The sequence below is a fragment of the Neobacillus solisequens genome (assembly GCF_051233465.1).
Lineage (GTDB): Bacteria > Bacillota > Bacilli > Bacillales > Cytobacillaceae > Neobacillus.
Window position 1 is genome coordinate 1 of the sequence record NZ_JBKFGJ010000018.1, and the last position, 20,345, is coordinate 20,345.

General features: G+C 38.6%; 21 protein-coding genes and 1 tRNA gene. 17 read left to right on the forward strand and 5 right to left on the reverse strand.

Annotation, left to right across the window (positions count from 1 at the left end; genetic code table 11):
* The first annotated feature begins 288 nt into the window (after window positions 1-288).
* The 3 genes from ACI3K6_RS16640 (at window position 289) to ACI3K6_RS16650 (ending at window position 1,778) form a co-directional block, all read left to right on the forward strand.
* Window positions 289-603, forward strand: coding sequence for a hypothetical protein (locus ACI3K6_RS16640; protein WP_435555711.1), 315 nt, complete (start codon window positions 289-291; stop codon window positions 601-603).
* Window positions 604-820: 217 nt separating this feature from the next.
* On the forward strand, window positions 821-1,165 hold the full coding sequence (locus ACI3K6_RS16645; RefSeq protein ID WP_435555712.1) for a hypothetical protein: 345 nt from the start codon (window positions 821-823) through the stop codon (window positions 1,163-1,165).
* 247 nt (window positions 1,166-1,412) lie between these two features.
* Entirely contained in the window at window positions 1,413-1,778 is a 366-nt protein-coding gene (locus ACI3K6_RS16650) for a hypothetical protein (RefSeq protein WP_335481395.1), read from the forward strand.
* Between the two features lie 292 nt (window positions 1,779-2,070).
* Here the strand turns inward: ACI3K6_RS16650 and ACI3K6_RS16655 are convergent.
* A tRNA-Arg gene (locus tag ACI3K6_RS16655) sits at window positions 2,071-2,144 on the reverse strand.
* A 47-nt stretch (window positions 2,145-2,191) separates the two neighbouring features.
* Window positions 2,192-2,932, reverse strand: a complete 741-nt coding sequence (locus ACI3K6_RS16660; protein WP_435555713.1) for a YwaF family protein — start codon at window positions 2,930-2,932, stop codon at window positions 2,192-2,194.
* 171 nt (window positions 2,933-3,103) lie between these two features.
* On the opposite strand from ACI3K6_RS16660, the gene mutS reads away from it, so the two are divergent.
* The 4 genes from mutS (at window position 3,104) to ACI3K6_RS16680 (ending at window position 8,424) form a co-directional block, all read left to right on the forward strand.
* The gene (gene mutS / locus ACI3K6_RS16665) at window positions 3,104-5,701 is read left to right on the forward strand and encodes a DNA mismatch repair protein MutS (protein WP_435555714.1); all 2,598 of its coding nucleotides are present in this window, start codon (window positions 3,104-3,106) and stop codon (window positions 5,699-5,701) included.
* A gap of 23 nt (window positions 5,702-5,724) precedes the next feature.
* Complete coding sequence (mutL, locus tag ACI3K6_RS16670) at window positions 5,725-7,590, forward strand: DNA mismatch repair endonuclease MutL (protein ID WP_435555715.1); 1,866 nt, start codon at window positions 5,725-5,727, stop codon at window positions 7,588-7,590.
* A gap of 127 nt (window positions 7,591-7,717) precedes the next feature.
* Entirely contained in the window at window positions 7,718-8,191 is a 474-nt protein-coding gene (locus tag ACI3K6_RS16675) for a DUF3291 domain-containing protein (protein ID WP_435555716.1), read from the forward strand.
* A gap of 17 nt (window positions 8,192-8,208) precedes the next feature.
* Window positions 8,209-8,424 carry a hypothetical protein gene (locus tag ACI3K6_RS16680; protein ID WP_435555717.1) on the forward strand — a complete coding sequence of 72 codons (216 nt, stop codon included), beginning with the start codon at window positions 8,209-8,211 and terminating at the stop codon, window positions 8,422-8,424.
* Between the two features lie 620 nt (window positions 8,425-9,044).
* On the opposite strand, the gene mreBH is transcribed toward ACI3K6_RS16680, so the two are convergent.
* Window positions 9,045-10,052 (reverse strand): rod-share determining protein MreBH, encoded by a 1,008-nt coding sequence (gene mreBH / locus ACI3K6_RS16685; protein ID WP_335481041.1) that lies wholly within the window; start codon window positions 10,050-10,052, stop codon window positions 9,045-9,047.
* 251 nt (window positions 10,053-10,303) lie between these two features.
* Between mreBH and miaA the strand changes: the two genes are divergently transcribed.
* The 3 genes from miaA (at window position 10,304) to spoVK (ending at window position 12,635) form a co-directional block, all read left to right on the forward strand.
* Window positions 10,304-11,260 (forward strand): tRNA (adenosine(37)-N6)-dimethylallyltransferase MiaA, encoded by a 957-nt coding sequence (gene miaA, locus ACI3K6_RS16690; protein ID WP_435555718.1) that lies wholly within the window; start codon window positions 10,304-10,306, stop codon window positions 11,258-11,260.
* Between the two features lie 27 nt (window positions 11,261-11,287).
* A complete protein-coding gene (hfq, locus tag ACI3K6_RS16695; protein WP_335481044.1) occupies window positions 11,288-11,518 on the forward strand; it encodes an RNA chaperone Hfq in 231 nt (76 codons plus the stop codon).
* A 169-nt stretch (window positions 11,519-11,687) separates the two neighbouring features.
* Window positions 11,688-12,635 (forward strand): stage V sporulation protein K, encoded by a 948-nt coding sequence (gene spoVK, locus ACI3K6_RS16700; protein ID WP_435555719.1) that lies wholly within the window; start codon window positions 11,688-11,690, stop codon window positions 12,633-12,635.
* A 46-nt stretch (window positions 12,636-12,681) separates the two neighbouring features.
* On the opposite strand, the gene ACI3K6_RS16705 is transcribed toward spoVK, so the two are convergent.
* Window positions 12,682-13,290: a trimeric intracellular cation channel family protein gene (locus ACI3K6_RS16705; protein WP_435555876.1), complete on the reverse strand. Its 609-nt coding sequence runs from the start codon at window positions 13,288-13,290 to the stop codon at window positions 12,682-12,684.
* Between the two features lie 156 nt (window positions 13,291-13,446).
* Here ACI3K6_RS16705 and hflX point away from each other — a divergent pair, with 156 nt between their 5' ends.
* From hflX to ACI3K6_RS16735, 6 genes are all read left to right on the forward strand, one after another.
* Entirely contained in the window at window positions 13,447-14,706 is a 1,260-nt protein-coding gene (hflX, locus tag ACI3K6_RS16710; RefSeq protein ID WP_435555720.1) for a GTPase HflX, read from the forward strand.
* Window positions 14,707-14,721: 15 nt separating this feature from the next.
* Entirely contained in the window at window positions 14,722-15,990 is a 1,269-nt protein-coding gene (locus ACI3K6_RS16715) for a methionine gamma-lyase family protein (protein ID WP_435555721.1), read from the forward strand.
* A gap of 192 nt (window positions 15,991-16,182) precedes the next feature.
* Window positions 16,183-16,587 (forward strand): MerR family transcriptional regulator, encoded by a 405-nt coding sequence (locus ACI3K6_RS16720; RefSeq protein ID WP_435555722.1) that lies wholly within the window; start codon window positions 16,183-16,185, stop codon window positions 16,585-16,587.
* A 26-nt stretch (window positions 16,588-16,613) separates the two neighbouring features.
* Window positions 16,614-17,948: a type I glutamate--ammonia ligase gene (gene glnA, locus ACI3K6_RS16725; protein WP_435555723.1), complete on the forward strand. Its 1,335-nt coding sequence runs from the start codon at window positions 16,614-16,616 to the stop codon at window positions 17,946-17,948.
* A gap of 334 nt (window positions 17,949-18,282) precedes the next feature.
* A complete protein-coding gene (locus ACI3K6_RS16730; RefSeq protein WP_435555724.1) occupies window positions 18,283-18,747 on the forward strand; it encodes a hypothetical protein in 465 nt (154 codons plus the stop codon).
* Between the two features lie 213 nt (window positions 18,748-18,960).
* A complete protein-coding gene (locus ACI3K6_RS16735; RefSeq protein WP_435555725.1) occupies window positions 18,961-19,119 on the forward strand; it encodes a hypothetical protein in 159 nt (52 codons plus the stop codon).
* Window positions 19,120-19,235: 116 nt separating this feature from the next.
* Here ACI3K6_RS16735 and lexA read toward each other — a convergent pair whose 3' ends face one another.
* Complete coding sequence (lexA, locus tag ACI3K6_RS16740; protein WP_435555726.1) at window positions 19,236-19,859, reverse strand: transcriptional repressor LexA; 624 nt, start codon at window positions 19,857-19,859, stop codon at window positions 19,236-19,238.
* Window positions 19,860-20,015: 156 nt separating this feature from the next.
* On the opposite strand from lexA, the gene yneA reads away from it, so the two are divergent.
* The gene (yneA, locus tag ACI3K6_RS16745; RefSeq protein ID WP_435555727.1) at window positions 20,016-20,336 is read left to right on the forward strand and encodes a cell division suppressor protein YneA; all 321 of its coding nucleotides are present in this window, start codon (window positions 20,016-20,018) and stop codon (window positions 20,334-20,336) included.
* Window positions 20,337-20,345: the final 9 nt, after the last annotated feature.

Consider the following 20,345-nt stretch of genomic DNA (forward strand, 5'->3'; position numbering starts at 1 on the left):
AATTTATCCTTACGAGATAAATCCAACCATAGTATCGAGCTTAAACTCTAAAATTACAATCTATAAAATACTGAGAATACTGGAGAAAACGCGAGTTTTCACTTTGTTTATTGAGGGAGTTTAGTTGAACAAAGCCGATGGAAATTTTGGAAAAGAACCTTCTATTAATTGATGTAGTACCAAATTTAGCGTTCAGGATTAAAAGCTTTTTTATTGAAAGGTCTAGAATGGATTCAGTTAGGCAGGTCGAGCATCTGATATAGTAAGGAGAGGGTCTAAATAGTTTGTTTGATATATAATGTACCACTTTTATTAAAGACATTAGGCGGATTAATTGGCGCAACAATGGGTTTTGTATTGGCATTAATGGCACTTAAACAGGGGAAAAATAAAGTTTCAACTAGAAGAAGAGTATTTGGATTCATAGTGTTTTTATTCCTAGCTATTGGTATATTTTTTATTGTTATTGCCTATTTTTTAACTAACTCAGGCTATGAAAATCTATCAGATAAATTTGCAATAGGTTCCGCTTTATTTTTTAGTATTTTTTTTATTATGAGTTTGGTGTTGGTTGTAATGGCGAAAAGAAAAAAGAATCGTTAATCGGATAATCCTTATTTTTTGTTATTAACGAAATGGTTACTCTATGAAAATCTAATAAAATAAGTACATTCGATTCTAATTTAAAAATACGTTTGTGAAATTTTGCACTTAAACAAACGGGGGCAATTCTTCAATAACGAAGGATCGCATTGGGGCAGGTTACTTCAAGATGAATATCTCGCTATTTTGTTAAAATAGTGATGTAGGAGGTTACTTTATGAATGAAAAAGATTTGTTAGAGTTCTTTACATTTATAGCTGAGGAAGATGCTCAAATCGGTACTATTATCGGTTTTTTCACTAATCAATTAGGGTATGACGTAAATATTTTAAAGAATATAGTTAACTATGGTGTGAAAATAGATGTTTTACAAGTGATTGAAAATGACGAAGATTTTAAAGATTATTTAGAAGTTAAGGGTAATAAGTTAAACGAAATTAATTGGTCAACTTCAAATGTTAGAAACGAAATATACTTTAAGGACTTTGATTATTATAAAAAAAAGTTATTTATTTCTAATCCTAAAATACCAAATGAATTTAGATGTTTTATAAAAGATTAAGGTTATGGATTGTGAATCATTTCACTTAAAGTAACGGGTGCTTTAGTTTAATATCGAACTTCAACAATCGGGCGCTTTTCTTGAATAAGAAAGGGGGCTTTTTGTAACGTCCCAACTCATTTTAGGAGAACTTTTTAAGAAGAAGAAAAGATTGTGATGTTTTTTTACTTAAACTAAAGGGGTGCGATTCTTCAAGATGGCATTCCCCAAAAAACAACTAATAAAAGTGCTTAAAGGGAGTAATTATATGTTTGAAACAATATATTGGCGGATATTCATCGATGTCACCTCAAAAGGAAAGGCACAAAAAGTAATAAACAGATTATCTAAAGTAATTGGAGAAATAAACACGGTAAAATTGGAGCCATATTGGAAGGATAAATCGAAGTACGAACTTGTTTGTGAAACCAAATTACTAATTGAAGAACCAGATAAGGCAGTGTTTTATGTACTTCAATTAGTTAACCAACTTGGACGAGAAATTAGTGTAATGGGTCCTAATATATACGATAAAGGTCAGGTGAAGTTCGAGGGTATCTGTTCATCTCCTACATTTGTAGGGCTTAGTTGGTTCCATTTTTATATCGATAATTCTGGATCCTTATTCAGCTAACTGTTGCTATAATTGAATAAGCATATGTATTTAATAAAGGGTAATAAAGGCTTAATATACAAGGTTTTATGCATAATTTGTATGTTAAGCCTTATTTACATTCAAAAAACATACAGCAATTAGCGACATTTCTAATTTGTCAAATACCCTCCACTAATTTTGGAAGTGTTAAAGCCGGTTGGAAATGGCGTTTAAAATAATCCTGCCCCAATTCGACCCCAATTAAATTAAAATGGATGGTTTTAACATAGAAATAAAAAAAGAAACCCTTGATATATCAGGGTTTCTAGTACGTCCCAGAGAGGATTCGAACCTCCGACCTACAGTTTAGGAAACTGTTGCTCTATCCTACTGAGCTACTAGGACTTAATAATAAGGAACGTTTATAATTATAATAAGTTAACTGAAAAAGGTCAATGATAAGTTCTTTTAAAAGGATATTTATGAATCACATCTGACTTTTCTCTTAAGATCAGCCATACGATCAGACTTAACATAATGAGCAAGCCTTCCATCGATAAAATGTACCAAGGATAAGGTCCGAGAAGATCCAATAAACTGGCACTTCCTGGCTTATGACTTAAAAACATATAATTGCCGCCAACCAGTTTATTAATTACCATAATAATAGGCATTAACCCATTTAAAAAAACAAACAGTTTCATCACTGACCATATCGTCGGACGATAGCCTTTTACCCATGTGAAATATAACGGCACCCAAATCGACATGAGATGGGTATAAAAAAAATGGAAGTAGCGAAAATGCGGAAAATCATATTTTAGTGCTGGCGTTATGATTGCTTGGGATGCCCCTAATAAAGCTGTAAACAGAAGAATTTCATAGATTACTTTTTTTCTTGTCAGTAATAAAAGGATGGTAAGAATTAAGCTGATGCTACATAATTCTAAAGGGATGGCATGGCTGACATTCCAACTGCCATTTATAATCATCCAAACATGATAAATAATTTCAATGGTAATTAGGGAAATGGCAATCCCTAATTCTGCTTTCCTCCACTTTTCATCTTTCAATTGTTCCTTCATTAGATAAATAACCACTAAACCTAGTACGAGGATTCCAATAATGGCAAGATGGCTCATCGAAAACATCTCAAAATCAAAGTTTTTATTACTGCGGCCAAACCAGTCCAAAATATCACCACCTCCCTATTAATATTACCATTTAAATACAGTTTAATTAATACAGAAGATTTAGACAATTATCGCGTTGAAAGTGGTTTATTCTGCCTAATAAAGTCATATAAATTTGTGATATAATAGTTTGTCGAAGCTACTCGAAAGTAATAGGTAATGGAGGAAAATATGTCAACTTATACTCCGATGATGCAACAATATATACAAGTCAAGGCAGAATATCAGGATGCCTTTTTATTTTTTCGCCTAGGAGATTTTTATGAAATGTTCTTCGAGGATGCCATTAAAGCATCTCAAGAATTAGAAATCACCCTGACTAGCCGTGAAGGCGGAATGGAAAATCGCATCCCCATGTGCGGTGTTCCTTTTCACTCGGCAGCAGGATATATAGAAACGCTTGTTTCGAAGGGCTACAAGGTGGCTATTTGCGAACAAACAGAAGATCCAAAACAGGCAAAAGGGGTTGTCCGCAGGGAAGTGGTCCAACTCATCACCCCAGGAACGATGATGGAAGGCAAGGGGTTAGCTGATAAAGAAAATAATTATATCGCCTCTGTAACTGAATTTGAAGATAAAACCTTTGGTCTTGCTTATAACGATATTTCTACAGGGGAAAGCAGGGTTACATTGCTCTCTTCTCATTTTGATGAAGTTTTAAATGAACTTGCAGTATTAAGTGCAAAAGAAGTGGTGGTTGCAAGCCATTTTGATGCAGAACTGCAGAGGAAAATGAGGGAACGCGAAGTTTTGACGATTTCCTTTGAGGATCATAGTTCAATAGAATTGAATTTTGCACATCTTTTAGAGGGAATTAATCAGGAAAAATTAAAGCAGACTGCAGCAAGACTTTTCCATTATTTATTCCGCTCCCAAAAACGCAGTTTGGACCATTTACAGCCGGTTTCTACCTATCAAATTCAACAATTTATGAAAATAGATTATTATTCGAAGCGCAATTTGGAACTGACGGAAACCATTCGTTCAAAAGGCAAAAAGGGTTCATTATTATGGCTTTTAGATGAAACGAAGACGGCAATGGGCGGCAGAATGCTGAAATATTGGATTGACAGGCCGTTAATAAATCGTGAAGAAATCGAACACCGTCATAGTCTAGTTGAGATTTTTATGAATCATTATTTTGAACGGCAGGATCTTCGGGAAAAACTGACTGAAGTGTACGATTTGGAACGTTTAGCAGGAAGGGTTGCATTTGGGAATGTAAATGCTCGTGATTTAGTCCAGCTCAAGCGGTCATTATTGCAAATTCCGTTATTAAAACAAATTCTCCACAGTATCCAGGGTGATAAGATGACGGAGTTAGTGGATTTATTGGATCCATGTGAAGAGGTAACCGATCTATTGGAGCAGGCGATTGTTGAAAACCCGCCGCTTTCCTTAAAAGAAGGCAATATCATTCGTGATGGATACAATGAACAATTGGATCAATATCGGGATGCAAGCCGGAACGGGAAGACCTGGATTGCTCAACTCGAGAGGCAAGAGCGCGAAAAAACTGGAATTAAATCGTTGAAGGTAGGTTACAACCGGGTGTTTGGTTACTATATCGAAGTGACTAGAGCCAATTTGCACCTACTTCAAGAAGGTCAGTATGAGCGAAAACAAACATTAACTAATGCTGAGCGCTTTATTACTCCAGATTTGAAGGAAAAGGAAGCATTAATTTTACAAGCAGAAGAAAAAATCGGCGAATTGGAATACGAGTTATTCACGGAAATCCGTGAGATCGTGAAAGAATACATTCCGCGTCTTCAGGCACTAGCCAAAACTGTCAGTGAGTTGGATGTGCTGCAATGCTTTGCCCAAGTGAGTGAGGAACGCCGCTATGTGAAGCCGCTTTTCTCTTCTGAACGACAAATTATCGTAAAAGAAGGCCGTCATCCTGTTGTTGAAAAAGTATTGAACGCGCAGGAATACGTACCAAACGACTGTATAATGGATAGCGATCGTGAAATCCTATTAATCACAGGACCAAACATGTCTGGTAAAAGTACGTACATGCGTCAAATTGCTTTAACGGCAATTTTGGCACAAATCGGCTGCTATGTTCCGGCAACAGAGGCTGTCCTGCCTATTTTTGACCAAGTGTTTACGAGAATTGGTGCAGCTGACGATTTAATTTCTGGCCAAAGTACGTTCATGGTTGAGATGCTGGAAGCGAAAAATGCGATTGCCAATGCGACTCAAAATAGTTTAATTTTATTTGATGAAATTGGCCGCGGAACCTCGACGTATGACGGTATGGCTCTTGCTCAGGCGATTATTGAATATATTCATAACCGTATTGGTGCGAAAACCTTATTTTCAACCCACTACCATGAGTTAACCGTTTTGGAAGAAGAACTAAACAAGTTAAACAATATTCACGTCAGTGCAATTGAACATAACGGCAAGGTCGTTTTCCTTCATAAAATCAAAGAAGGACCGGCTGATAAGAGTTACGGAATTCATGTAGCTCAACTTGCAGAGCTGCCTATGGAACTCATTAATCGTGCTAATGAGATTTTAGCAACACTTGAACAACCGTCTTCTGTCCAAGTTCAAACCATTGTCAAAGAAGTCGCGGCTGTTTCGGAACAACCATCTCAGCTGTCCTTTTTTGACGAGCCAAAGGAACCGAAGAAGCACGAGCATTCATCAAAAGAGAAAAAGGTTCTCGAGAAAATCAAAGAGCTTGATTTGCTGGATGTAACGCCACTGCAAGCGATCAATATGCTTTATGAACTGCAAAAAAAGTTAAAAGGTTAGGGGAATAAAAGGAGGCGGAATACATGGGGAAGATCATTCAATTAAATGATGCTTTATCCAATAAAATAGCGGCGGGAGAAGTAGTCGAACGCCCCGCCTCTGTTGTCAAAGAACTTGTGGAAAATTCGATTGATGCCGGCAGTACGGTGATTGAAATCGAGGTAGAGGAAGCAGGTCTTGCGAAAATCCGCATTACCGACAATGGCGCCGGAATTGAAGAAGATGATGTGTTAATCGCATTCCAACGACATGCCACTTCCAAGATCAAAGATGAAAATGACTTGTTCCGTATTCGTACACTTGGATTCCGCGGTGAGGCATTGCCAAGTATTGCCTCAGTGTCCAGATTGGAAATGTCAACTTCGACTGGAGAAGGTGCTGGAAATCGGATAGTCATTGAAGGCGGTAAAGTAGATATTTTTGAAAAGGCACCGAGCAGACGCGGTACCGATATCGTCATAACCGATTTATTTTTTAATACTCCTGCCCGCTTAAAATACATGAAGACGATTCATACTGAGCTCGGGAATATCACCGATGTGGTGAACCGGTTAGCTCTTTCACATCCTGAAGTGGCATTTCGGTTGATTCATAATGAACGGAAGCTATTGCAGACAAACGGGAACGGTGATGTGAGGCAAGTACTTGCATCAATCTACGGAATGAGCATTGCTAAGCAGCTTGTTCCGATTTCGGGAAGTTCGCTTGATTACAAGATTAGTGGATTTGCTTCGATGCCGGAAGTGACTAGGGCATCTCGCAACTATATTTCGACCATGATCAACGGCCGTTTCATTAAAAATTACTCATTGGCAAAAGCGATTCAGGAAGGGTATCACACTTTGCTGCCGATTGGCAGATTCCCGATAGTTTATTTAAATATTGAAATGGATCCGCTCTTGGTAGATGTGAACGTCCATCCATCGAAAATGGAAGTCCGTTTTAGTAAGGAAGCGGAACTGAACGAGCTTGTCACCACAACGATTAAAGATACCTTTAAATCAAAAGTGCTGATTCCAACGGCTTATACGCATGTGAAAAAAGAAACACCGAAGACAGAGCAAACTACTCTAGTATTGGATGAGGGAACAAGCACTTCCCAAAAATTCGAGGAAGAAGAGACAATTAAACCTGTTGAGGTTGAAAGGCCTTGGACTGCTCCGATCACAATCCGTGAAAACTTTCCCGAAAAGGTGGAAGCGGAGGATACTTGGACATCCGTTGACCCGTTTGCTGGTTTTTCTAACAGAGTGGAACCGGTCGTGGAGGAGGAAGTCAAACCCGTTGAAGAGCCTAAAACAGAAAGCAGGGTACCCCGTATGTACCCAATCGGGCAAATGCACGGGACTTATATTTTTGCCCAAAATGAAAATGGACTATATATCATTGACCAACACGCCGCCCAGGAAAGGTTGAAATATGAGTATTTCCGGGAAAAAGTCGGTCGCGTAGAACCGGAGCTCCAGGAAATGCTGATGCCATTAACGTTTGAGTATTCCACCGATGACTATTTAAAAATTATGGAATACAAGGATGAACTGGAAAAAGTCGGTGTATTTCTGGAAGAGTTTGGCTTAAACAGCTTCGTGGTACGATCTCATCCTCAATGGCTGCCAAAGGGTGAAGAGAAGGAAATCATTGAAGAAATGATTGAACAGCTATTATCCATGAAAAAAGTGGATATTAAAAAGCTACGCGAGGAAGCGGCGATTATGATGAGCTGTAAAGCATCGATAAAAGCAAACCGCCATTTGCGTAATGATGAAATCCAAACATTACTCGATGATTTACGAAGGGCATCCGATCCATTTACCTGCCCGCACGGCAGACCGATTATTGTGCACTATTCTGTGTATGAGATGGAGAAGATGTTTAAGCGGGTGATGTAGGGCCTTCAAAGGATATTTGTTCGGTATTTGAGCAAATATCCTTTTTATTTAGCTAAGTATCTATTAGGTATGAAACCCTATCTTATTTGAATATAAATAGGTGAACACTAGAGATGGAGGAATGATTATGAGTTATGTTTCAATCTATACAGTTGGTAGCCTAAGTCACCCCTATCATCACCCTGCTTCAAAGGACTTTTTTGAAGTGGGAGAGGAGATTGTTCGTCAAGCCGCTAAATCAGGACAACTACTAGAGATTTTTTCACCAGATAGGGTCCCTTTTCCTGAAGAGGTCACTAGGGAAGGCGGTTTCCCTGTACTCACTCTAACCGTATGGAAAGATCTTCAATCCTTATATAATTTTACGTATTCAGGTCTTCATAAGCAGGCATTGCGGGATAGGAGCAAATGGATGGCGACTTATCAAGAGAAACATCTTTCCTATGTTGTATGGTGGACCGATAAAGTAGGAGATGTTTCCTGGAAGGAAGCTTTTAATAGATACCGGTATTATATTCAAAATGGCCCGACTCCTTTTGCGTTTAATTTTAAGCATGCTTTTGATGAAAAGGGGGAGGTAATCTCGATTAAGTCCCAGTGAGATTGGAGGTAAAATATATGCACTTTTTTGACTGGCAAATTGAATTAACAGGAGATTTAAAGCCGTACATAGACATAGAAAATAAAAGAGTGGCGATTCTTACTGAAGGTGATGATGATATTCATATTGCTATTGAATTTGATGAAAATAACAACTTGGTCATGCATCCAAGATGGAATATAAACATTACTGTTCTTGGTGAAAAACATTTAAGATTCTCTACTAATTCTTAAGTTGTCAGTTCACTAAAAAAATTGAAAAGAAGGTCGTTATTAGGATATCTACGTTCCTGAACAAGGTCTAAAAATCAAAATCCGGGAACGTAGTCTGCTTCTACATTCCTGAACTAGGGTTAAAAATCAAAATCCGGGAACGTAGCCAGCTTCTATATTCCCGAACAAGGGCTAAAAATTAAAATTCGGGAACGTAGCCAGCTTCTACATTCCCGAACAAGGGCTAAAAATTAAAATTCGGGAACGTAGCCAGCTTCTACATTCCCGGACAAGGTCTAAAAATCAAAATCCGGGAACGTAGCCAGCTTCTATATTCCCGAACAAGGGCTAAAAATCAAAATCCGGGAACGTAGCCAGCTTCTACATTCCCGAACAAGAGCTAAAACCAAAAAACAGGGAACGTAGCCTACCACTACGTTCCTGAACAGGATTGTTAAAATCAAAACTAGTCATATAGGACAAATCTATCAGCCTGTAAATCAATATTTATCGGAAAACCGGTCAGATAAGGCGTCAGTTTAGCAGCTCAAAATTTAGTAAAGAAACCAAAACATCAGTCGCCAGTAAGGCCCCAGGCGACCGAGACCCCGATCAAAACAAAATCCAATCGCCAATAGCCCTTACTTCGCAGCACCTTCAAGCTTCCCCATATACTGCAAAGCCTTCCCAGTACCAACAGCCACCGATTCAAGAGGACTTGGCGCTAACTGAACTGGAACAAAGATTTCCTGACTCAGCCATTCCACCATACCTTTCAATAGCGCACCGCCACCAGATAAAATCACACCCCGGTCTACAATGTCGCCACTAAGTTCAGCAGGACAATCCTCCAAAGTCGCACGGGCAGACTCTAAAATGTGCAACAATGACTCTTTTAAAGCACCACGAATTTCAAAGGAAGATAGAGTAATAGTCTTTGGCAACCCAGTAACCAGGTCACGGCCACGGACATCAAGGAACAGCTCCTGATGCTCAATCGGGGCATACCCTATTTCCATCTTGATGAATTCAGCCGTTCTCTCACCGATTAACACATTATACTTTTTGCGGACATATTGAATAATGTCATCATCCAACCGATCCCCACCAATTTTAAGAGAATGGCAGGCAACTACCCCACCATAAGAAATAATGGCCACTTCCGTATTACCACCGCCGAAATCGACCACGACATTGGCCACCGGCTCATCGACGGGAAGGCCGGCTCCAATCGCAGCTGCTACAGGTTCTTCAATCAATGAAATTTTCTTAGCCCCGGCATTCCGAACAGCATCCTCTATCGCCCTACGCTCTACACTAGTTGAACCAGAAGGGATACTTACCACGACATTTGGCTTTCTGACCCCAAACCCTATCCGTTTAGAAGCCTTGCGAATCATGTGCTTCAGCATATCTGAAGTGATGTCGAAATCGGCAATCACGCCTTCTTTTAATGGCCGTAGGGCAACAATTTTTTCAGGTGTCTTCCCAATCATATCTTTTGCTTCCTGACCCACAGCGACAATTTTCTTCGTATCCGTATCCACGGCGACAACGGATGGCTCGTTGAGGGCAATCCCTTTGTTTTTGCTATAAACCAATGTATTTGCAGTACCTAAATCAATTCCAATATCATAAGTTGACAACATATTTTCACCTAATTCCCTTTATTTTTACAAAATAAACTACGAAATTTTACAAAATAAACTACGAAAAAGACTAACATGAATGTGGGGGTGAAAAAGCGTTTGTAAATGAACCGTTATTTATTTGTAATCAACTAAGAAAATTTTTCCTGTTAAACAAGCATAGAAACAAATTTTTTTGTATATACTTGTTTGATGTTCAACTGCTTTTTAAATTTATGGTACGATATGAAATGAAAGGCAGTGTGAAAAGATTGGAGTCAAAACAAAAGCTATTGGTCATCATTGGGCCAACCGCCGTTGGTAAAACAAAGCTAAGCATTGAACTGGCAAAACGGTATAATGGTGAAATTATTAGTGGAGATTCCATGCAGATTTACCGTGGCATGGATATTGGGACCGCAAAAATCAAGTCGGAAGAAATGGAAGACATCCCGCATCATTTACTTGATATTCGAGAGCCACATGAAAATTTTTCCGTTGCTGAATTTCAACAGCTGGTTCGTGACAAGATAAAGGGGATTGGCAAAAAAGGTAAACTTCCGATTATTGTCGGTGGAACAGGTTTGTACATTCAGTCCGTTATTTACGATTATCAATTTTCGGATGTTCCCGGTGATGAAAATTTGCGCAAGGAGCTTGAAGAAAAAGCCAAGGAAATAGGTAATGAAGCGTTATATCAAGAATTAATGAAGGTTGACAAGGAAAGTGCCGCTGATATTCATCCAAATAATATCAGAAGGGTGATCCGAGCACTTGAAATATTTTACCTGACAGGAAAGACCAAGCAGGAATTTCAAAATACCCAGCAACCCGACCTTTTATATCAGACAGCTATGCTTGGATTAACTATGGACCGAGAGAAGCTGTACGAAAGGATTAACCAGCGCGTGGATATCATGATGCAGGAGGGTTTATTAAAAGAGGTTGAGGGGTTATATCTACAAGGCTTGCGTGACTGTCAATCCATTCAGGCGATTGGATATAAGGAAATTTATGACTATCTGGATGGTAGCATTTCCTTAGATCAAGCCATTGAAAATTTAAAGCAAAACTCCCGCCGGTATGCCAAAAGGCAATTAACTTGGTTTCGGAACAAAATGGAGGTACAATGGTTTGACATGACTGATGTGAATAATTTCTCGAAAAAAATAGAGGAAATTTCACATTATGTTGAAGGAAAGCTTGGAGTAAAATCGAATACATATTAGTAGAGACAAAAGAGGAGGATATTTACCATGAAAACATCAATTAATATTCAGGACCAATTTTTAAACCAATGCCGCAAGGACAACACGAACGTGACGGTCTTCCTATTGAACGGATTTCAATTAAGAGGTCAAATTAAAGGCTTTGATAATTTTACAGTACTTTTTGAGTGCGAGGGGAAACAACAATTGGTGTATAAGCATGCCATTTCTACGTTTGCTCCGCAGCGAAATGTGCATCTTGATTTGGAAAATCAATAATCTAATAAAGAATTGGGCCCGTGTATTCGGGCTCTTTTTTATTTTGTAAAAAATCTTTTTTAATGAAACGGATTTTCGATGAATAAACATATCATAGAAGGATTATGCCATCCGTCATTTTTCGAAAAAAGACCAGGATGATCTTGTTGCAGATTGAGAGGTGAAAGCTTTGGATCAACCAAATAACGCGAAAAGTAACGGTCGAATTAGGGTTGTACTTAATTCTCAAAAAAGAAAAACAATAACAAAAGGGTTACCTGACTTTCAAGTTGCTCCAAAGGTTATTCCCCCTGAGCATGCGGCTTTGAAGGAAATTGAAGCGGAGCTAGGTGCTTTGGTTGGCATGGATGAAATGAAAAAGACAATAAAAGAAATTTATGCTTGGATCTATGTAAATAAAAAGCGGGAAGAATTGGGGCTGAAGGCCCGAAAACAGGCGCTTCACATGATGTTTAAAGGAAATCCCGGCACTGGAAAAACAACAGTTGCCAGGTTGATTGGCAAATTGTTTCAAAAAATGAATGTCCTTTCCAAAGGACATCTCATCGAAGCCGAAAGGGCTGACCTTGTAGGAGAATACATTGGCCACACCGCTCAAAAGACAAGGGATCTAGTAAAGAAGGCACAAGGTGGAATCCTTTTTATCGATGAGGCCTACTCTTTGGGGCGAGGTGGGGAGAAGGATTTCGGTAAAGAGGCGATCGACACACTCGTCAAACATATGGAGGATAAACAGCATGAATTTATCCTAATTCTTGCAGGGTATTCACGGGAAATGGACTATTTTCTTACCCTCAATCCGGGCTTGCATTCCCGTTTCCCGCTGGTCATAGATTTTCCCGATTACAACATTGATCAATTGATGGAAATTGGGGGTAAAATGTTAGTGGAACGAGAGTACGCCTTAAGCCATGAAGCCGAGAAAAAACTGAAAGATCACTTGAATTGGGTCAAAGCCGTCCTAAGTCCCACCAGTTTTTCGAATGGCCGTTATGTCAGGAATGTCATTGAAAAATCGATCAGGACCCAGGCTATGCGACTCCTGATGATAAACACTTATGATCGACACGAATTAATGACGATAAGAAGTAATGATTTAGTGTTTGATGAAGATTAAAAAAATCGACGGAGCTAAGGGTTCCGTCGATTTTGCTATTTTGCTACTATAAATTGGTTTCTATTCGGCGAGTTGGCAATTTCCATTTAAATGTATAGGATAGTATGCGCAGCCCTGTAATGATGATGAACAACGTGTATAATTCCCAGGTCCGATCGGCTACTTTTAGTCCGATGACCAGACCGGCAAGAATGGCCCAAACGGCATATATTTCAGATCGCAATACACTCGGCTTCCTTCCAGCTAATAAATCGCGAATAATCCCCCCGCCACTTCCAGTTAACACAGCTGCAACAAGGACTGCACTTAACGGATGGTGCATATTTGCTGCATACATAGCGCCTTGAATGGCAAAGGCTGATAACCCGATGGCATCGAAGAGATTCCCCCATTTTTGCCAATGCCGCAGCATGTTTGTTGGAAATAAATAAACAGCAGTGATCGATAATAGCGCAATTTGAAAAAATAAACCTTGTTCCCATAGAGCGGAAACTGGTACACCGATTAACAGGTTCCGAATTGCTCCGCCACCAAAAGCAGTTACTATACCCAGAATATATACCCCTAAAATATCATATTCTTCTTCCATCGCAACGATCGCACCGCTGACCGCGAAGGCAATCGTTCCAATCATACTTAATACTTCCCAAGTCATCATTCTCCGTTTTCCCCTCATAGATGTTTTTTACATTTTAGATAAAATTTTATCACTGACAACAAATATTTCAACCATATTTTATGGAAAATTAGAGTATTGTGATCTTTTTTGCTATCATGGTAATTAGAGCCTTTTGGAAGGGAAGGATGCTTTTTGGAACAAAAGGAAACAAAGGAAAAAGCAATACTGGTTGGTGGTCAAACACAAGAAGATGATGACCTGCGCTTTCAATATTCCATGGATGAATTAGAATCATTGACCGAAACTGCCCAAGGAGAAGTGGTGGCGACGCTGGTCCAAAAACGGGAACGGCTGCATCCAGCAACTTATATTGGAAAAGGGAAAGTGGAAGAATTACGGGTTTTGGTGGAAGAACTGGAAGTTGAATTAGTCATTTTTAATGATGAGCTCTCTCCTAGTCAAAAACGAAACCTTGCTGCAGAAGTGGATGCTCGGATTATTGACAGAACGCAATTAATTTTAGATATTTTTGCACAGAGAGCTCGTTCTAAAGAAGGGAAACTTCAGGTAGAGCTTGCCCAGCTTCAATATATCTTGCCTCGTCTTGCGGGACAAGGTATCGCTCTTTCAAGACTTGGAGGCGGTATCGGTACGAGAGGTCCCGGGGAAACGAAACTGGAGTCAGATCGCCGTCATATCAGACGTAGAATTGATGATATCAAGAGTCAACTTTCTGTCATTGTTCAGCACCGGGAGCGGTACCGTGAACGGAGAAAGAAGAATAAAGCATTTCAAATTGCCATTGTCGGTTATACAAATGCCGGTAAGTCTACGCTGTTTAACCGCTTGTCAGAAGCAGAGTCCTATGAAGAAAATCAACTATTCGCTACATTGGACCCAATGACACGTAAATTAATTTTACCAAGCGGATTTCTTTCCCTCATTACCGATACAGTTGGTTTTATACAGGATCTGCCAACTTCACTGATTGCCGCTTTCCGTTCCACTCTTGAAGAGGTGAAAGAAGCGGACTTAATTCTGCATGTGGTCGATATGTCCAATCCAGATTATTTTCATCACGAAAAAACGGTCAATAAACTGCTTAAAGACTTAGAAGTAAAGGATATTCCACAATTAACCGTTTATAATAAACGCGACGTCCAGCACTCAGATTTTGTCCCAACAGCAGAAACACCAACCGTATTTATCAGCGCTTTCGATCCTGAGGATCGTAAAGATTTAAAGGTGAAATTGGAAAAGGTCGTCACGGAGATGATGAAGGCCTATGACGTAAAGGTGCCTTCAACTGAAGGCAAATTGCTTTCTCAATTAAAAAATGAAACCATCTTAAGGGAATTATCCTTTGATGAAGACACCCAGCTTTATCGGTGTAAAGGTTTTTCTTTACCCGAGTCGCAAATTGCGGGGCAATTAGAGAAATTTAATGTATAGTTAGGAGTTATAAATATGTTTCATCAGTTAAAAAATGGGGAAAAACTGCAGCAGATTGTTGAAAAGGTCGAACATCAAATTGCTGCTGTACATAAGGAAATCGATGAAAGAATCGACGCTAATCAATTCCGTGTCTTACAAAGCTTTCAAAAACACAGAGTAAGTGAATCTCATTTCAATCCCACTACTGGATATGGGTATGATGATATGGGCAGAGATACATTGGAATCTGTATATGCGGATGTATTTGGAGGAGAATCCGGACTTGTTCGTTCACAAATCACTTCCGGCACCCATGCCATTTCCACGGCATTATTTGGCGTGCTCCGGCCAGGTGATGAACTGCTGTATATAACAGGCAAGCCTTACGACACTCTTGAAGAGATTGTGGGTATTCGCGGTAATGGGGTTGGTTCCTTAAAGGATTTCGGCATTACTTATAATCATGTGGACTTGACTGAATCAGGTCATATCGATTGGAAGTCAGTAACAGAAAAAATAAAACCAAACACGAAAATGATTGGCATTCAACGCTCAAAAGGTTATGCCACTAGACCTTCGTTTACAATCGATGAAATCGGGGAAATGATAAAGTATGTTAAAGAAATCAAGCCAGAGGTAGTCGTTTTTGTTGATAACTGCTACGGAGAATTTGTAGAAGACAGGGAACCATGCCATGTCGGTGCCGACTTAATGGCTGGTTCATTGATCAAAAACCCAGGCGGTGGCATTGCAAAGACAGGGGGATATATAGTCGGTAAGGAAAAATGGGTAGTAGCCTGTTCATACCGATTGACGGCACCTGGGATTGGTCGGGAGGTTGGCGCTTCCCTTTATAGTCTTCAGGATATGTACCAAGGATTTTTCTTAGCTCCACATGTAGTGGGACAGGCTTTAAAAGGAGCCGTCTTTACTGCAGCAATACTTGAAGAATTAGGGTTAAATTCATCCCCAAAATGGGATGCGAATCGAACCGATCTAATACAATCTGTTCAATTCGATGACCAGGATAAGATGGTTGCTTTCTGTCAGTCAATCCAATTTGCCTCACCGGTAAATTCCTATGTAACCCCGTACCCAAATTATATGCCGGGTTATGAGGATGATGTGATCATGGCAGCAGGTACATTTGTGCAGGGAGCCAGTATTGAACTTACAGCTGATGGCCCTATAAGACCGCCATACGTTGTCTATGTCCAGGGGGGGCTAACATATTCCCATGTAAAGATTGCTATTCTCTTGGGGATTGATTCTTTGGTTGAAAAAGGATTAATACATTTTTAATAGGGGAAACATACGAAGGCGGCTCATAAATAGGGCTGTCCTTTTTAAGTTCTATTTATATATTCTAAAAAATATAACAAATAAAAAATTTAAAATAAAAAACCATGTTAGATTTCCTTACATATTGTTGACATATTTTCTTACACCAAATATAATAGCAATATGAATTAGCAAAGAGGAGGAGAAATTCAAGTGAGCGGAAAAGAAATTCGCCGTTCCATGCCATTGTTTCCAATCGGAACCGTTATGCAGTTAACCGAATTATCTGCTAGACAAATTCGATATTATGAAGAGCATCAATTGATTTCTCCGGCCAGAACCGATGGAAACAGACGTCTTTTCAGTTTGAATGATATTGATAGACTCCTAGAGATCAAAGATCTAATTGACCAAGGAGTCAACATGGCGGGAATTAAACAACTATTCTTGGTAAAAGAGCAACATGCTAGTGAAACTGAACAACAAGTTAAAAAGGAAAAACGCGAATTATCTGATGAAGAACTTAGAAAACTACTGAGAAACGAGTTAATGCACTCAAATGGTAGATTTAACCGTTCATCATTACGACAAGGCGATCTTTCACGCTTTTTCCATTAAATAAATTATTATTTGGAGGGTTTATCATGGCGAAGTATACGAAAGCTGATATTCAAAAACTCGCAAAAGAGGAAAATGTTAAATTTATCCGGTTGCAATTCACTGACATTTTAGGAACAATCAAAAACGTTGAAATTCCTATCAGCCAATTAGAAAAAGCATTAGATAACAAAATGATGTTTGATGGCTCTTCTATCGAAGGTTTTGTTCGTATCGAAGAATCAGATATGTACTTATATCCAGACTTAGATACTTGGGTGATTTTCCCTTGGACTGCTGAAAAAGGTAAAGTGGCACGTCTAATCTGTGATATTTACAATCCAGATGGCACACCGTTTGCTGGTGACCCGCGCAATAACTTAAAACGCGTATTAAAAGAAATGGAAAATCTTGGCTTTACTGATTTCAACTTAGGACCTGAGCCAGAATTCTTCTTATTTAAATTAGATGAAAAAGGCGAACCAACATTAGAATTAAACGATAAGGGTGGTTATTTCGACCTTGCCCCAACAGATCTTGGTGAAAACTGCCGTCGTGATATCGTCCTTGAACTTGAAGAAATGGGCTTTGAAATTGAAGCTTCTCACCACGAAGTAGCACCAGGTCAGCACGAAATTGATTTCAAATATGCTAATGCCTTAACAGCTTGTGACCAAATTCAAACCTTTAAGCTTGTTGTAAAAACAATCGCTCGTAAGCATGGCTTGCACGCAACTTTCATGCCAAAACCATTATTCGGAGTAAACGGTTCTGGAATGCACTGCAACCTTTCCTTATTCAAAAATGGCCAAAATGCATTTTTTGAACCAACAGGCGATTTACAATTGAGTGATACGGCTCGTCAATTTATCGCAGGAGTTATCAAACATGCTTCTGGTTTTACAGCAGTAACAAACCCTACAGTAAACTCTTATAAGCGTTTGGTACCAGGCTACGAAGCACCTTGTTATGTTGCATGGTCTGCACAAAACCGTTCACCATTAATTCGTATCCCTGCATCTCGCGGTCTAAGCACTCGTATCGAAGTTCGTAGTGTTGACCCGGCAGCAAACCCTTATCTAGCAATGGCAGTATTATTAAAATCAGGTCTTGATGGAATCAAGAATCAATTAACTCCTCCAGCTCCAGTAGATCGTAACATCTACGTGATGAGCAAAGACGAGAGAATTGAAGAAGGTATCGTAGATCTTCCTGCGACACTAGCTCAAGCTCTTGAATTACTTCAATCAGATGAAGTAATCGTAGCAGGTCTTGGCGAACACATTCTTGAACACTTTTTGGAAGCAAAAGAGATTGAGTGGGATATGTTCCGCACCGTCGTTCATCAATGGGAAAGAGATCAGTACATGAGCATGTACTAATATAGGGGAAGCCTTGGCGCTCTATGCGTCAGGGCTTTTTTATTTGAGTAGAAGTTTGCCTAGGAGGCATAGGTAAATATTGTTTTTTACAATTCATCCCTAAAATCTTTTGAATATTCTTCGTGCATATCAATCAATTCAATTTCCATTCATTTCACATTGACCATTTCTGGAGCTCTATTCCTAAACACCTCTGAATACCACTTTTCTTTCGATATTCGTCCTTCGATTAATGGCTTTTAATATCAAGAAGTTAGTAATATATACCTCTAAAGGATTTTATTTCCGATACATAGAATAAAAAAAGTACCAAAATGAAGGAGCTGATTTCGTTTTGAAAAAGTTTTGTATTTTATTAATTGTTTTAATTACAACTGGTTGTTCTGTTTTGGTAAATGAAAATGAAAATGTAAAGTGGTTTAAAGATGTGGATAAAGCTATTAATTATGGATTAAAAGAAGAAAACGTTCATAAAAAAGATGTTATAGGTAAAGTAAAGGACAACGGTGAATTATTTATTTTTTACAAAAAACAATTAAAGAATGGAATAGGATTAGGAGTTTCGAACATTAGTAAAAGGAACGGGAAATATACTTGGTATAGAGCCAATCCAGACGTCCTAGTAAATGTGTCTAAAATAAGTTGGGAAACAAAAACACTTTCAAATAAGAAGTTTGTCATTTTTACCGGTGTAACTAAAGATAAAAATATAGCAATCGAAACCAAAAAAGGAATGGTAAATCCTAAAATTGACTCCAATAATGGTATATATTATTATGTCGAATCAATAGAAAAATAGACACTACAAATCATTTTTACAATCTGTTTTTATCGATGTATATTTAAATGAAACTAGCTTACAGTATAGTAATTATGAAAATACCGGATTTACCAAAAAACAGGAAGGGGTGCGAAAGAGTCTCCCTAAAATAATTATTCCAAATGCAGCGTATTGGCAGGCAAGAGATTTGGTATTAGAGTTCGAAAAGCGTGGCTATAAAAAGTGAGGGAGTTGCCAAGAAATATATATGGACCTGGTGAACAACCTGCTGAAATAGATCCATATCAATTTGTTATTGAAACGACTTACGAACAAGCAAAACAATTAGTCATTGAATTGCAAAATCGCGGATATGATCGGACCTACGGTGAAAAAAATAGAGTTTTTTAGAATAGCCCCCGAATTTAGGTTAAAGTCCAAAATTTGGAGGTGTATGTTTTGTATAATATGTAAGTGATTATGAACCTATGAAAACAAAAAACCGGCACCTGCCGGTTTAATACACTTTAATGAATCTGCCGATAAACGCCGATTACTTTACCTAATATCGAAACGTTTTTCAAAATTATTGGTTCCATTGTAGAGTTTTCAGGCTGCAAACGAATATAATCCTTTTCCTTGAAAAATCTCTTACAAGTAGCTTCATCTTCCTCTGTCATGGCTACAACAATATCCCCGTTATTGGCTGTTTGCTGTTGTTTTACAATGACATAATCCCCATCAAGTATGCCAGCTTCAATCATACTTTCACCCATAATCTCAAGCATGAAAATATGTTCATCTGCTGGAGCAAGTCTTTCTGGTAAAGGAAAATACTCTTCAACATTCTCGATAGCTGTAATAGGTAGACCGGCAGTTACCTTACCAACAACAGGAACATTTACTACCCTATTTTTAGGAATATGTGCCGCCTCATCCACTTCTAAAATTTCGATCGCCCTAGGCTTTGTAGGGTCCCTTCTAATAAACCCTTTACTTTCTAATCTAGCTAAATGTCCATGGACAGTGGAGCTGGAGGCAAGTCCAACAGCTTCCCCTATTTCCCGTACAGATGGGGGATATCCTTTGCTTTTGACTTCTTCTTTAATAAATTCCAGGATATCCTGCTGCCGCTTTGATATTTTTACCATGATAAATTGCACCTCGCCTGGTTTTTCTTACCTTAATTATAACATGTTCGCTATCGTTATACAAACATAAGTTCGAAAATAACTTGACAACAAACAAATGTTCGTAATATAATCAAGGCAAATAAACGAACATACATTCCGTAAGAGGTGATAATGATGAAAAAATTATGGAGTAAATATTCATTTACTATTATTCTTGTTATTTTAAGTTGTTCTCTTGCATTCATACTTTCTGTGAAAAACCAAACGATCGATCAAGATAAATATGTAAAAGTAACAGTTTCTGAAGGGGACTCCTTATGGAAGATTTCCAAACAATATTCAGGACTTCATTCGCTTTCTAACGAGGAATTTGTTAATTGGGTAAAAAAACATAATGAAAACATCGGTGAGGAAATATACCCTGGAGAGAAGATAATGATCCCAGTAAGTAAAGACGAAACGACCAATCAATTTGCAAGTGTAGCAAATGAATAGAGGGTAATA

Coding starts and splice junctions, on each gene's coding strand:
- ACI3K6_RS16645 (WP_435555712.1), top strand. CDS start 821: ATGAATGAAAAAGATTTGTTAGAGTTCTTTACATTTATAGCTGAGGAA.
- ACI3K6_RS16650 (WP_335481395.1), top strand. CDS start 1,413: ATGTTTGAAACAATATATTGGCGGATATTCATCGATGTCACCTCAAAA.
- mutS (WP_435555714.1), top strand. CDS start 3,104: ATGTCAACTTATACTCCGATGATGCAACAATATATACAAGTCAAGGCA.
- mutL (WP_435555715.1), top strand. CDS start 5,725: ATGGGGAAGATCATTCAATTAAATGATGCTTTATCCAATAAAATAGCG.
- ACI3K6_RS16675 (WP_435555716.1), top strand. CDS start 7,718: ATGAGTTATGTTTCAATCTATACAGTTGGTAGCCTAAGTCACCCCTAT.
- ACI3K6_RS16680 (WP_435555717.1), top strand. CDS start 8,209: ATGCACTTTTTTGACTGGCAAATTGAATTAACAGGAGATTTAAAGCCG.
- mreBH (WP_335481041.1), bottom strand. CDS start 10,052: ATGTTGTCAACTTATGATATTGGAATTGATTTAGGTACTGCAAATACA.
- hfq (WP_335481044.1), top strand. CDS start 11,288: ATGAAAACATCAATTAATATTCAGGACCAATTTTTAAACCAATGCCGC.
- ACI3K6_RS16705 (WP_435555876.1), bottom strand. CDS start 13,290: ATGACTTGGGAAGTATTAAGTATGATTGGAACGATTGCCTTCGCGGTC.
- ACI3K6_RS16715 (WP_435555721.1), top strand. CDS start 14,722: ATGTTTCATCAGTTAAAAAATGGGGAAAAACTGCAGCAGATTGTTGAA.
- glnA (WP_435555723.1), top strand. CDS start 16,614: ATGGCGAAGTATACGAAAGCTGATATTCAAAAACTCGCAAAAGAGGAA.
- lexA (WP_435555726.1), bottom strand. CDS start 19,859: ATGGTAAAAATATCAAAGCGGCAGCAGGATATCCTGGAATTTATTAAA.
- yneA (WP_435555727.1), top strand. CDS start 20,016: ATGAAAAAATTATGGAGTAAATATTCATTTACTATTATTCTTGTTATT.